This is a genomic window from Spirosoma humi (assembly GCF_054776575.1).
In genome coordinates, this window is record NZ_BAAHBR010000008.1 from 1,202,495 (window position 1) to 1,217,291 (window position 14,797).

The window sequence follows — 14,797 nt, forward strand, 5'->3', positions numbered from 1 at the left end:
GCCTTCTAATCGTACCTGAGTGGAATTGAAATGAGGCCAGAGAATATCAAAGACGCGAGCCGCTTAGAGCTTCTAATCGTACCTGAGTGGAATTGAAATCCTGCCGGTTAATGGCATACGTCGCTGCGTCCAGCTCTTCTAATCGTACCTGAGTGGAATTGAAATTTATGGAAGGACGAGAAGATCCAAACTACAAACCCACTTCTAATCGTACCTGAGTGGAATTGAAATGGCGGTGTTGGATTCGCTGAACAGGTATGAATTTCTCTTCTAATCGTACCTGAGTGGAATTGAAATACTGCCTACTTCAATGCGACCTATAAACTCATGGCCTTCTAATCGTACCTGAGTGGAATTGAAATCCTACAAATTGACCACCCATGATGTCAGTTCCACGGCCCTTCTAATCGTACCTGAGTAGAATTGAAATATGGAAAAGACATACACCACCCGGCAGGTATTGGACCCTTCTAATCGTACCTGAGTGGAATTGAAATCTTAAAGTACGGGCTACATATGCCGCCCGCGGATGCTTCTAATCGTACCTGAGTGGAATTGAAATCCGTCGGGATCAGTGGTAAATGCGCTGGTATCCGACTTCTAATCGTACCTGAGTGGAATTGAAATATGTCTACGCGCAGTTCATGACAGTAAGAAAAAAGGACTTCTAATCGTACCTGAGTGGAATTGAAATGTGGCTCCGCCAGCATCTAGCTCATCAATAAGTTTCTTCTAATCGTACCTGAGTGGAATTGAAATAGAAGGAGCTGACCGATTATGATTTTGCCACCACGGCGCTTCTAATCGTACCTGAGTGGAATTGAAATGTGAAGGATAGGGAGTCGGTGCGGAAACGTTGCATGACTTCTAATCGTACCTGAGTGGAATTGAAATATGGGTGGGTACTGCTCAACTTTCCGGCTCTGAAGCTTCTAATCGTACCTGAGTGGAATTGAAATTGGGTGATTCGACCGAGGACGCTATCAGCCAATTCAACCTTCTAATCGTACCTGAGTGGAATTGAAATTGATATGGAACTGACCACCCTCGATACGGGCGGCTCCTTCTAATCGTACCTGAGTGGAATTGAAATATGGCAAGGCTGTCGGGCGGTCGGTAATAAACTGTTCTTCTAATCGTACCTGAGTGGAATTGAAATAGATACCGGGTATTATCCTCAGCCTCACGTTGCGACTTCTAATCGTACCTGAGTGGAATTGAAATGTATCCGGAGCCACTGAGCAACTGTTGACCGTATGGCTTCTAATCGTACCTGAGTGGAATTGAAATGAATATATGATCCGCCCCGTCAACCTTCTTTTGCTCTTCTAATCGTACCTGAGTGGAATTGAAATGTTAACCACGCTTATTAAACTGGCGGGTGTCGATACTTCTAATCGTACCTGAGTGGAATTGAAATTTAATCGTTTGTCCGCCCGCTACGTCGCCTAGTGGACTTCTAATCGTACCTGAGTGGAATTGAAATTTTCTCGAACCGCTGTGGGTTGCCCTCGGCATAATCCTTCTAATCGTACCTGAGTGGAATTGAAATTCAGTTTGATCGGGGCATTGGTCGACTCAGCACAAGTCTTCTAATCGTACCTGAGTGGAATTGAAATGTGTCTGATATTTGAACGGGTTGGGTGACGAATAGTCTTCTAATCGTACCTGAGTGGAATTGAAATTTAGCACATCGTTTTCGTACTGTTTAGCTATGGGACTTCTAATCGTACCTGAGTGGAATTGAAATACGTATATCACTAACCGGTTAGCGGATCAGCAGGCCTTCTAATCGTACCTGAGTGGAATTGAAATTCGTCATCGTCGGTGACCACGCACAGCGTAGCGGCCTTCTAATCGTACCTGAGTGGAATTGAAATGTTAACCACGCTTATTAAACTGGCGGGTGTCGATACCTTCTAATCGTACCTGAGTGGAATTGAAATAAGGTTGCAAAGATGCCAATGAGGTGCAGTTGAACTTCTAATCGTACCTGAGTGGAATTGAAATGCCAATGGTAGCTGCACCTAGTTTGAATACATCAATCTTCTAATCGTACCTGAGTGGAATTGAAATTGGTAACTGTCGGAAACTGCTGGAGTACTGCCTCGCTTCTAATCGTACCTGAGTGGAATTGAAATTTTGTAGGCAATCGGTACGGGGTTCACCTTGCCACACTTCTAATCGTACCTGAGTGGAATTGAAATAACGTCATTACCACGCTCCAGATCCCACAGCTGAAGCTTCTAATCGTACCTGAGTGGAATTGAAATATTCAGTAGTTCAGCAACTAGGCCTGTCCCTTCGGGCCTTCTAATCGTACCTGAGTGGAATTGAAATTTTTCTACTTCGTAGGCTTTTTTAGCCGCGGCTGCCCTTCTAATCGTACCTGAGTGGAATTGAAATCTTCCAAGCAACCGAAGACCAATGATCCGGCTGTGCTTCTAATCGTACCTGAGTGGAATTGAAATGCTGGTGGCTGACCTACCCGCCTGGAACCAGGCCCTTCTAATCGTACCTGAGTGGAATTGAAATTCGAATTGCTGGCAATGCTCGATGAGACGGCATTGACTTCTAATCGTACCTGAGTGGAATTGAAATTATGCAATGATTGCGGGGCAGACTAAACAATTCTTCCTTCTAATCGTACCTGAGTGGAATTGAAATGTAACCGGTGGCGGCAATACGCTTACGTTCCCCAACCTTCTAATCGTACCTGAGTGGAATTGAAATATTCTGGAAAATATCCTGTTTCACGTTTCGGAAGCCTTCTAATCGTACCTGAGTGGAATTGAAATAAGCCCAGCAGACGGCCTACGTGCAGGCATCCGAAACTTCTAATCGTACCTGAGTGGAATTGAAATTCGTACAGCTTGGCGTACTCTGATGGCTCCATTTTGACTTCTAATCGTACCTGAGTGGAATTGAAATGAATTTCCGGGGTGTTTCTTTTTTTATACCTTTCGGTCTTCTAATCGTACCTGAGTGGAATTGAAATCTATCTTGTCATTGACGGCTTTGGCGTGGGTGTGGGACTTCTAATCGTACCTGAGTGGAATTGAAATCCCGACAACTCCGCCCCCTGAATATCGAGAATATCACTTCTAATCGTACCTGAGTGGAATTGAAATCCAAGGCTGTCGAAGCGACTGCCTGAGCCCGGCTGGCTTCTAATCGTACCTGAGTGGAATTGAAATGTATCTAAAGGCCCTGAACTCCCTCATCTGCGAATTCTTCTAATCGTACCTGAGTGGAATTGAAATATAAGGGAGGGGATACCGCGAAGTTTCAGGAATTGCCTTCTAATCGTACCTGAGTGGAATTGAAATCGACTTATTTAACTTGGGTGAATTAGAAGTACGGGCCTTCTAATCGTACCTGAGTGGAATTGAAATGGCATGAACGGCAAAGATGGGTTGATCCGGATGCACTTCTAATCGTACCTGAGTGGAATTGAAATCCGTCCCAGACCATCACCATGCCCTACGCCATGCGGCTTCTAATCGTACCTGAGTGGAATTGAAATAGGCCATAGGCGTTGGTGGGTGTCACCGCCCCCTCCTTCTAATCGTACCTGAGTGGAATTGAAATCGGTACCGTTGACTCGTCGCGCCGAAACCGACGACACTTCTAATCGTACCTGAGTGGAATTGAAATAATGGTGGCGAACGTTTGCGCCAACACCCGATCGGCCTTCTAATCGTACCTGAGTGGAATTGAAATAAATAGAACAGACCACCACCGCCCCCCGTCCATTGCCTTCTAATCGTACCTGAGTGGAATTGAAATCTTCCAGTCTGGCCCCGGTTGCTCCGACCGGCAAAGCTTCTAATCGTACCTGAGTGGAATTGAAATGGCTGAGTCCAGAGCGTCGTTTGCCAAACAGGGTACTTCTAATCGTACCTGAGTGGAATTGAAATATTGACGGTATGGGTATTATTAAGTATGAAGGCTGTCTTCTAATCGTACCTGAGTGGAATTGAAATATCGCTTTTGGTCAGCCGCCACAGTGTCGTTTCCGACTTCTAATCGTACCTGAGTGGAATTGAAATGGTTTGTGCCGGCACTATCAGCCACGATCAGGTAATCTTCTAATCGTACCTGAGTGGAATTGAAATTTTTACCCGTTTTCTCGATGTAAATGGCCGTCATGCTTCTAATCGTACCTGAGTGGAATTGAAATGCGAAAAGCAGATGGCACCTCCGGCCCGACGTTCGACTTCTAATCGTACCTGAGTGGAATTGAAATATGGCAATGGACCAATCAATGTCGATGTCGGTTTCGCTTCTAATCGTACCTGAGTGGAATTGAAATATTATGGTCAGCTTCAACCGTATATTCTTTCCCCGCTTCTAATCGTACCTGAGTGGAATTGAAATGACCAAATACAACGAACTGCGTGCGGAACTCGATAAACTTCTAATCGTACCTGAGTGGAATTGAAATGTTTACCATACGCCTTCGCATGGGTCGGCTGTGGCCTTCTAATCGTACCTGAGTGGAATTGAAATTCCACGGCCCGCTCCCGACGGACAACCAAACCCGCATCTTCTAATCGTACCTGAGTGGAATTGAAATTTTATAGAAAGCGTCGGTACGGGTTCGGGAAAGCTGGTTTCTAATCGTACCTGAGTGGAATTGAAATATCGTTAACACGGCCTGGCAGGTTGGGGACGTGGTCTTCTAATCGTACCTGAGTGGAATTGAAATGCGGAACAGTTTCTCCGGTTCGTTTAGGTACTGCCCTTCTAATCGTACCTGAGTGGAATTGAAATAGAACACACCCGCGCGTTCAATGCGGTGTTGCCAGACTTCTAATCGTACCTGAGTGGAATTGAAATTCTGGAACGCTCTGGACTTGCTAAACCAGATAGTACTTCTAATCGTACCTGAGTGGAATTGAAATAGCAGAAAGAAAAGCTGGCCCTGGCGGCTGAGAACTTCTAATCGTACCTGAGTGGAATTGAAATTAGTCAGATGGTCGAATCAGATCAATAACCAATCATTCTTCTAATCGTACCTGAGTGGAATTGAAATACGGCAGCGTGAGCGCATCCAACCGAACCACAACTTCTTCTAATCGTACCTGAGTGGAATTGAAATTAAAGTAAGTCGTGTCACCAGCCGAATCAACGACTTCTTCTAATCGTACCTGAGTGGAATTGAAATGGGAGCAGTACACCGAAATCCGGTTGCGCGTCAGTCTTCTAATCGTACCTGAGTGGAATTGAAATGATAGCGGCACACTGACAGCGGGCACGAGTGCGACCTTCTAATCGTACCTGAGTGGAATTGAAATAAGATTGTAGCGATTATGCCAAGATAGGGCTGTTACTCGTCTAATCGTACACGGAAAAGATAATAGTAGCCACTGGGCAAGGATTATGACAAATTAAACTTTACAGTAATTAAGGTTTGTTTAGAAAAGTACTAATTTCTTTATTTTCTCTCTTACCATAGGTCTAGTTACACGGCGCTACTTATGATAAATGCAAAACACAGGAAGTAGTTTAGGTAACTCTTGCTTACAGTGAATCAAGCAAACGATTAACCTGACGCCTGGGGTAAGGACATTCCTCAACCATTCTTGGCTTAGCCTTGGCAATAGGATTCATTGGTCATTGCCGTACGATCTTTCGCGTTATTTTGTTTTGCCCGGCCTGGATAGTAAGCAGGTACGTTCCAGCGGTATTGGGCAACACAATTTTTTCTGAAACGGCGTTGACCTGACCAAACTGTTTTTGGAATACCGAACGGCCCTGGGCGTCCTGCATCGCCAGACTGACTTCTCTTTTCTGGGTCGTGGTCAATTCCACGTGCACGACTTCGTGGGTTGGATTGGGAAAAATTTTCAGCTGGCCACCGGCAAACTCTTCTTCCGCCGTCGGTAACAGAACCGTTATCGAAGCCCGTCCCGACACACTTCCTTGTCCACAACTGTTCTCGACGCTGGCCAGAGAATAAACCATTGATTTTGTTGACTGAAGGGTTAGAATTGTCGGGTTCGTACCGCTTGAAAAGGTTGTGCCATCTGATAAACTGCCACGCCACGGGCCATCGCCCGTAAAACTCAGCGTGAGTGAAATGGGCTGTCCCTGTAACACCGTTGTCGATCCTGTTACCGTCGCCGTTGGTAATGATTTAATGGCAAATGGCTCGCTTGCAATGAGTTGAGCGAAAGCGATTCCCCGTGGCCGTACCTGCAATCGGTAGCCCGTTCCGAGTGGTAATGTGCCCGGAATGGTAGCTTTCAGCGTGGTTAAGGTTCCTGAGCCAACAAGGCGCTCGGGTAAAAAATTGCCCGAAGCATCGGATAACAACACATCGTATTGCCATCCAGCGGCCTTGGTCGTGTTTTCGGGAGTTGCCGTAACGGCAACTGTGCCTCCAGCGCAGACCGCTGCCGAGCCTACTAATTTAGTTGTCAATTTAGGCGGTTGGGGCACCGAAATCGTAAACTGGTCGGTCAGACATTGGCGGGAATCTGTAACAGTGACCGGAATCGTACCTGCCTGATTGGCCACGTAGCGGATCGTCCGGCTGCTCTGCCCATCTGACCAGCGGTAGTCTCCCAGCCACGAAGCTGTGAATTGTAGGGTATCGGCAAACTCGGCCGTGATGGAGGCTGTTTTATTCACGTTTTTCATGATCGTGAACTTATCCAGTACCGAGCCATCGGCCATGACGAACTGGGCATCCAGCCGGTTGTCCTGCACGTCCAGAAGCATAGAGCCACCCAGCGTCGTGTTGTTATAGACAGTAGCCGGGTGTGGAAAGTCGGACGATCGCCCGCCCAGTTGCCCACCAGACCCGTTTACGATGTAAATTGTTCCTTCTCCTTTCGTCAGAATAGGGCACGAATTGGGTGAGCCATCGTACCGGCCCGATGTGCTTTCGACTACGTGGCTGGCGGCATGAAAGGTGTTGGCCAAGCCACGAAGCCCTTTAAGTCTGTAGGTGCGCTCGTAACCATGGCTGTGGCCATTCAGAACCAGATCGACGCCATAGCGCTCCAGTATTGGTGTCAGGTTCTCCCGAATGAGCTTCATGGGTAACTCCGTATCGGAGTTATGACCGCCTTTGCTGTAGGGTGGGTGGTGAAAAATCACGATTGTCCACGGCAGTTTGTTGGCCGCCAGGTCGCGCTTTAGCCATTGCACCTGGGTCGAGGTTGTGTCATACAGCCGATATTGCCCGTCCTGCCTTCCCTGCGAGTCGAGCGAAATCAAATGGACATTGCCGTAGTCGGCAGAGTAGTAGGATTTTGACTTTGACGGAAGTCCACCCGATTCCCCATTTTCGGGAAACGAAAACAGCTTGTAATAAGCGATGTTGAAATTGGTTTCGCTGTCGGCGTAATCGTGATTACCGGGTGTTATGAACAGCGGTGTATTGCGTAAACTGGGAGCATAAATGGGGAAAACTAATTTCTGGTATTCGTCTTCCAGGCCAAATGAATAGGCATTGTCGCCCAGCCATAGCCACAGGTCGGCCGGGCGGCTGGCGGTGGCGTTCAGATAAGCCTGATAAACGTTTCGCTGGTTAGTATTGCCGCTGCCAAAATCACCGAGTATCCAAAAGCGCAGAGGGCGGGTGTCTCCGGCGGGTACCGCTGTTTTAACATAATAGTCAGGGCCGGTTGTGAGTTGGGTATCGTCGTAGCCAATAGCGTAGGCATACTGACTGGCGGGTTGCAGTCCTGAGATTGTCAGACTGTGTTCAAGCGTTGGCTGCGACTCGCGGATGTCTTTGGTTAATTGGCTGGCCGAAGCACCAAACCAGACCCGACCTGTCGTGGGCAGGTCGGTGCGCCAGCGGACAATAACAGAGGTTGGTGTAACCACCTGCAAATAAGGACCTCGAACAAGCTTTGGTGACTGAGCAGAAGTTGTATGATAAAGAAAAGAGGAAACTATTAAAGTTAAGAATATACCAATTTTCATACGGTGGGTATTAACGTCACCGTAAAACTACATCTGTATGCCAAAACCTCCTATTTTGTAACTAGTTATTCCACTATCAAGAGCTTAGTTTTTAATTGTTAGTCAATGACTGATACATACGAAGTAGATACCGAATAGGCCAATCCGTTTGGTTGTACGACTCCAACTGAGCTATTTTGAACAGTAATCGTCTTTCTAAGCGTCGACGTTCATCGGGCGGCAGTGTTTTTAGATTGGCCGGTAATTCATTAAGGGCCTTATTCAACTGAGTGCAAGCCGTGACGGGTAAGGTAAAATAGGTAGCTAAACGCTCGACATCGGATAGCTTCCACAAATCCGGTTTTGACCGGCGATTCCGAATGGCATTGCCACTCATGCCCACGGCAATACCTAATTGCTCATCGTTAAGCGTACACTCACGTAGCCGCCACATGACGGCCTGATAATTATTGACGAATGAGTGTAATGTAGTGCGTAAACAATCAATCAAAGTCGTATGGATTTAAGGGAATGGATATGTTGAACTAGGCTGGTGTTGAGTAAAGAGCCGCGTGGACTAATGCTCAGTGGCTTAGCTACAAGATTCGTGCCGTTGTCCTGTATATTCCTGTATACTATTAACAAAAATAGAAAAATGTTAACATAAGGCTATAAGTAGACATTTTATATTATCCCGTAGAATTCCTGAATCAATAGTTTTCTTACATTATTTAGATCTGAGTCAGGTCTATACAAAGCAAAAGTCACCCCGACCAAGAGGTGACTTTTGCTTTGTATAGGGATACGCGTTCGTACTTACGCTCGCTTTACTGTAAGGCGTAACTGGAACTCGTCCATGTCTATTTCTGCCACGCTGGATTCGGTAGCCGACCCGTTCAAGTCGTTGACCAGCTGGAGTGAGACTGCCTGAACTTCCTGCTGAATGTAATCGCTGTTCGTTTCGATCGCCTGAGCGAGTACATCGTCGGTTCGTTCCAGCACAATCTGGATTTTGTCCGTTACCGAGAAGTCGCGGTCTTTGCGCAGGTTCTGAATGCGATTCACAAAGTCGCGGGCAATGCCTTCTCCGCGTAACTCGTTGGTTAATGTCACATCGAGGGCAACGGTTATTCCGCTCTCACTAGCTACGAGCCAGCCGGGAATATCCTCGGTCAGAATTTCGACGTCTGCCAGGGAGATAACGAGCGGTGACCCCTGAACGATGAAGGATTGCTCGCCATTCTGTTCGAGTGCTTTCAGATCGCTCTCTGTCATAGCGGTGATGGTGGCCGCCACCTCTTTCATCTGTTTGCCGTATTTCGGGCCAAGGGCTTTGAAGTTCGGTTTTACTTTCTTCTTCAGGATGCCACTGGCATCATCGACAAACTCAACGGCTTTTACGTTTACTTCCGACATGATGATTGGGCTAACGTGCTCAATCTGACGGCGGGTATCGGCATTCAGCACGGGTATCAGCACGCGGCTCAATGGCTGACGAACTTTCAGTTTATGCCCTTTACGAAGCGAGTGGACCAGAGAGGATACCTGCTGGGCCAGTTCCATCGACCGTTCCAGTTCGGTGTCGATCAGGGTCTGGTCACCTACCGGGAAATCCGTTAAATGCACCGATGCGTCCGTTTCGGTCAGGTTACGATATAACCAGTCGGCATAGAAAGGAGCGATAGGCGATATCAGTTGCGAGACCGTTGTCAGGCATTCATGCAGCGTTTCGTAAGCCGCCCGTTTGTCGGTGGTCAACTCGCCTGCATCCGATGCCCCGGCCCAGAAGCGCCGGCGTGATAACCGAACGTACCAGTTGGATAACTGATCGTTTACAAAATCCTGAACGGCCCGCCCTGCTTTGGTTGGGTTATAATTGTCAAACTGCTGCTCGACTTCCAGAATCAGCGACTGGAGCTTGGATAAAATCCACCGGTCGAGTTCAGGGCGGTCGGCCACGGGAACGGTGCGTCCCGAGAAAGAAAACTGATCGAGGTTCGCGTAAAGGGCAAAGAAGTTATAGGTATTCGATAAGGTGCCGAACAATTTCCGTTGCACCTCACCAATACCATCGGTGTTGAACTTCAGGTTGTCCCAGGGTTCCGCGTTGGTGATCATGTACCAGCGTGTGGCATCGGCACCATACTTACCCAGCGTCTCGAAAGGATCGACAGCATTACCTAGCCGTTTCGACATTTTGTTGCCATTTTTATCCAGCACCAGCCCTGTCGAAACGACGTTTCTGAAGGCAACCGAATCAAACAGCATGACCGCAATGGCGTGGAGCGTAAAGAACCAGCCGCGCGTCTGGTCGACACCTTCCGAGATAAAGTCAGCCGGGAATGCTTTTTGAAACACGTCCTTGTTCTCAAAGGGATAGTGCCACTGCGCATATGGCATCGCCCCCGAATCGAACCAAACGTCGATCAGGTCAGGTTCGCGCTGCATTACCTGACCACTTTCCGAAATGAAATAAATTTCGTCGGAATAAGGACGGTGCAAATCATACGTGTCGGCTGCGTGAGCGGCCAGGAACGCTTGGTTCTTGTCGATGTAAGCCTGGTATTCGGTTTTCCCTTCCCGAACCCAGTCGCTCATTCGCTCATTCGCTTTTTCGCTCTTTTCGACAAGTTCCGCCACCGACCCAATACAAACCTCTTCGCCGGATTCGCTGCGCCATATGGGCAGGGGTGTTCCCCAGAAGCGGCTCCGGCTCAGGTTCCAGTCGACCAGGTTTTCGAGCCAGTTACCAAAGCGCCCGGTTCCTGTACTTTCGGGTTGCCAGTTGATGGTTTTGTTTAGTTCGACGAGCTGATCCTTCTTTGCCGTTGTCCGGATAAACCAGCTATCCAGCGGATAGTACAGGATAGGCTTATCGGTCCGCCAGCAGTGCGGATAGGGGTGTTCATATTTCTCGACCCGAAACGCCTTGTTCTCCTCTTTCAGCTTGATGGCAATGAGTACATCCGTCGGCTTGAAATCCGGGTCCTCACGTTCTTCGTCAGAATAATATTCTTCTTTCACATACCGACCGGCGTAGTCTGTGATTTCAGCGACAAACTGGCCGTGTTTATCCACAATGGGTACCTCTTTCCCGGTCTCATCCGTCACCATGATGGGCGGAATACCGGCTGCCTGCGCTACCCGAAAGTCGTCGGCCCCGAACGTCGGCGACGTATGAACAATACCCGTACCGTCTTCAGTCGTAACAAAATCGCCCAGAATAACCCTGAACGCAGGTCCGTTTGGCTGAACATAGGGCATTAGTTGTTCGTACTCAACGCCTTCCAGATGCTCACCTTTAAATTCGGAAACAATTGCCCAGGGAGCTATTTTATCGGTTGGCAGATATGCTTCGAAGGCAGGACTGTCAACGGCATCGACCTTTCCTTTCTCATTCAGCCAGCGCCCAACCAGGTTTTTAGCCATGACCACATGCACCATCAAATGCGTGTAGGGGTTGAACGTCTTGACCAGCACATAGTCGATGTTCGCCCCCACGGTCAGGGCTGAGTTGGCGGGCAGCGTCCAGGGCGTGGTCGTCCAGGCCAGAATATACACGTCGGCATCGGACGAGTCGAAGAACAGAAAGCCCGATTTTCCGCTGGGCTTGACCTTAAACTGCGCCACAATGGTTGTGTCCCGAACATCTTTGTAGGTGCCGGGCATGTTCAACTCGTGCGAGCTGAGACCTGTACCGGCTTTCGGCGAGTAAGGCTGGATGGTGTAGCCCTTGTAGAGCATTTTTTTGCCATCCACTTCCTGATCATATAGTTGCTTGAGCAGGTACCAGACCGACTCGATGTATTCGTTTTTATACGTAACGTACGGATTGTCAAGGTCTACCCAGTAGCCCATTTTCTGGGTCAGGTCGTTCCACTGATCGGTAAAGCGCATGACCGTTTCGCGGCACTTCCGGTTGTAGTCTTCGACGCTGATACCGCCTTCCGACTCGGGTTTTCCGATGGCATCTTTATTGATACCCAGTTCTTTCTCGACCTGTAGCTCAATTGGCAGGCCGTGCGTATCCCAGCCGCCTTTCCGGTCGACCTGAAAACCTTTCAGCGTTTTGTAGCGGCAGAAAATATCCTTTATCGTCCGGGCCATTACGTGGTGAATGCCGGGAGCCCCATTGGCTGAAGGCGGCCCTTCATAGAACGTAAACGCGGGCTTTCCTTCGCGGAGAGCAATGGACTGTTCGAAAACCTGATTCTGGTTCCAGTACGTTAAAACCTCGGCCGCGATCTGCGCGTAATCGAGGGACTCATATTGCTGATACTTCACGCCTGAGAGGATCATACGGCATAGGCTCGGTTTCGGTAAAGAAAATCAACCCTATGCGGTTAAAAAATAAGTGCAAAGATAAGGAAATAGACGGCAAAGGCTTTTCATAACCTATAGCCCAAAGCTATGTTGAAGAGAAACAAAAAAGCGAACCGGTGTGGTTCGCTTCAGTTTTATGACGAAACAACACAAGCCTTAGCTGGCTTTCGAATTATTAATTTCGTTTATAATGGCGTCTACTTCAGCTATGGGTAATTCAGCCGCCGACGCAATGGTGGCAGCGTCAAGGTTTAGCTTCAGCATAGCATGAATGAATTTAATCTTGTTCTGATGTACTAATTCCTGCGCAGCTATCATGGCTTGCTCGCGTCCTTCCTGAAGTAATTCCTCGGCTACTGTTATGGCCTGGCGACGTTCTAACTCGCGGCCTTCCTGTATCAATTCTTCGGCTACTGTCATGGTAGAAGATTCGGTTTGTGAAGAAATACGGCTAAAGATACCGAATAGTTCAACTTTGGTCAAGTTCGACGTGTAGGACAGATAGAGAAAACCTGTACCCACAAAGCGTTGTCCGGCAGGTGTCTCGACCAGTCGACGGACAACGTCGGCAAATGTGTCGAGGAGTCGGGTCAACTCTCGTTTACGACGACTGTTTTGTAATAGAATGGCCGTTAGTCGGGCATAATCCGATTGTAATGTGGGTAGCCGTTCGTCGGAGAGTGTCGAAAGGTCAATCAACAGATAGGTGAAGGTAGGTAGATACGCCAGCAGCGTCTTATCTATGGGTGCGAAATAGTCCGGTACATTACGGTGTTTCCAGCGTCGGCTGCCATGATAAACAACAATGGGCAGAACGGGTGTTAGGCGTTGTTTCTGTTTGCGTTGGCTGTCCCAAAGGTTAAGCAGATAGCGGTTGATCTGAAAGTGCGGATGTTCTTCTGTATAACTTTTATGTTCAAGCAACAGCACCAGGCGGATGGGTTGGCCAGCGTATTGCACTGAAAAAACAAGATCAGCGAAATGTTCATCCAACTGATCATCCGTGAACGTATCAACTTCGCGGGTCAATGTGGCAAAATTGATGCGCTGGCAGACGCTTTCCGGCGCAAAAGCGTTCAGAAAGTCAATCAGAACCTCCGGTTGCGAAAACGTTTCTTTGAAGAATCTGTCGTGTGGGTTATCCGGTTGGGTAGCCATCAAATCGTTAGGATCACGAATTCAACCCGGCGGTTTACTTTGCGTTCTTCGTCGGTGCCTTTCGTTAAGATAGGGCGTGTGTCGCCATAACCGATGGTCTGAATCCGGTCGATATCAATTCCCTGCTGTACCAGATAGCGCTGGCAGGCAATGACGCGGTCGCGGGAGAGTTGGAGGTTTTTGTCGTGATCCCCAATGATGTCGGTATGGCCTTCGAGCCGGATGCTCATGTTCGGGTTGTCCTGCATCATGGTCACCAGTTTCCCCAGCTCCGCAAAGGAGGCCGACAACAGATCGGACTTCGACATTTCGAAGTAAATGTTCTTCAGCGTCACTTTATCCCCGACGGCCAGGGGCGTTAAGACAATGTCGCGCGTCAATTTCTGCCCTCCCGCTACTTTGCTCAGGTCTAAAACGCCACTGCTCGACTGATAGCCCCGTGCCGAGGCTACGTAGGTATAGACCTGACCTTTTACCAGACTCATGCGGTAGGCTCCCGTAGAGGCAAAGCTCTGAACGGAATCGATCGCTTTTTTACTGGCCGACAGTTGATAGTCGATGGTAGCCGTTACGGGCCGTTTGTTTTTTGCGTCGCTCACCACACCCGATACCGTTACCAACGTCGGTACAGGAGCCGGTGCTGGCTTGGGCTTTGGCGTTTCCATTTCACCACCCGATTCGCCTGAGGGGGCGGATGGCAGTCTTGTTGGTTTCTTCGGGATGGTAGGAGCGGGCGCAGGCGTGTACACAACCTCGTCGGCCGGATTGTTGACGTATAAATTATAGATGTTCCAGCAGGTATACTGGTCGCTGGTACACTCGAACATGTCGAAATTTTCGAGGCCCTTATCCAGACGCTGAAAATATAAACTGAAATTGATCTTATCTCCGGGAAATGTATTCATGCCGACAAGGATTTTTCTTCCTGTATTCGGATCAATTTTCTCTCTTCTAACCGGAATGCCTTCCACTTTCACAAAGGCAAACGTTCTGGCTCCATTGGCTGCTATCAGATAGCCGGTGGGGTCGAATCCAATGGTGCCCGTCGATTGTAATCGATTGTTCTGGTCGTATCGGGGTTTGTTTGGGTCTGTATACGTCAGGTCGAGAATCGTGTAATCCTTCGTTAAACGGATGCTGTTCACCGTTACGCCAGGGTCGGCCGGTCGGCCAGCGGTTGTTCGATTTCCCGTGTTGGGGTAGGTGTCGTCAGGATAGTTCTGGCGACCAGATGGGTACTGCTGGCCACCGCCCGATGGATAGCCTGATGGATAGGTGCCAAACGTACAGGATGAGATTGACCCGGCCAGAAACAGGAGGATAAGGTAGCGTTGCCGCATAAATTTGGGTGAGTAAAGAGTTATGATCTCGAAAGAAAGGAGCTATTTGATAA

The 14,797-nt window shown here is 48.5% G+C and carries 5 protein-coding genes and 1 CRISPR repeat array (1 of these 6 only partly in view); all 5 genes read right to left on the reverse strand.

Annotation, left to right across the window (positions count from 1 at the left end; translation table 11 throughout):
• Positions 1-5,300: a CRISPR direct-repeat array (repeat unit 30 nt; unit sequence CTTCTAATCGTACCTGAGTGGAATTGAAAT) (it extends 2,099 nt beyond the left edge of the window).
• A gap of 319 nt (positions 5,301-5,619) precedes the next feature.
• The 5 genes from ACYU8Y_RS13815 to ACYU8Y_RS13835 all read right to left on the reverse strand — a co-directional run bounded on the left by ACYU8Y_RS13815 (position 5,620) and on the right by ACYU8Y_RS13835 (position 14,744).
• On the reverse strand, positions 5,620-7,845 hold the full coding sequence (locus tag ACYU8Y_RS13815) for a metallophosphoesterase (protein WP_460938120.1): 2,226 nt from the start codon (positions 7,843-7,845) through the stop codon (positions 5,620-5,622).
• Between the two features lie 190 nt (positions 7,846-8,035).
• Positions 8,036-8,434 (reverse strand): hypothetical protein, encoded by a 399-nt coding sequence (locus ACYU8Y_RS13820; RefSeq protein ID WP_460938122.1) that lies wholly within the window; start codon positions 8,432-8,434, stop codon positions 8,036-8,038.
• Between the two features lie 305 nt (positions 8,435-8,739).
• Positions 8,740-12,222, reverse strand: a complete 3,483-nt coding sequence (ileS, locus tag ACYU8Y_RS13825; protein WP_460938124.1) for an isoleucine--tRNA ligase — start codon at positions 12,220-12,222, stop codon at positions 8,740-8,742.
• Positions 12,223-12,402: 180 nt separating this feature from the next.
• Entirely contained in the window at positions 12,403-13,404 is a 1,002-nt protein-coding gene (locus ACYU8Y_RS13830; RefSeq protein ID WP_460938126.1) for an Rpn family recombination-promoting nuclease/putative transposase, read from the reverse strand.
• Positions 13,404-14,744: an OmpA family protein gene (locus tag ACYU8Y_RS13835; RefSeq protein ID WP_460938128.1), complete on the reverse strand. Its 1,341-nt coding sequence runs from the start codon at positions 14,742-14,744 to the stop codon at positions 13,404-13,406. The genes ACYU8Y_RS13830 and ACYU8Y_RS13835 overlap by 1 nt, the downstream gene beginning before the upstream one ends.
• Positions 14,745-14,797: the final 53 nt, after the last annotated feature.

Excerpts from the sequence above, each read along its gene's own strand:
- ACYU8Y_RS13830 (WP_460938126.1), bottom strand. The coding sequence starts at position 13,404 with ATGGCTACCCAACCGGATAACCCACACGACAGATTCTTCAAAGAAACG.
- ACYU8Y_RS13835 (WP_460938128.1), bottom strand. The coding sequence starts at position 14,744 with ATGCGGCAACGCTACCTTATCCTCCTGTTTCTGGCCGGGTCAATCTCA.
- ileS (WP_460938124.1), bottom strand. The coding sequence starts at position 12,222 with ATGATCCTCTCAGGCGTGAAGTATCAGCAATATGAGTCCCTCGATTAC.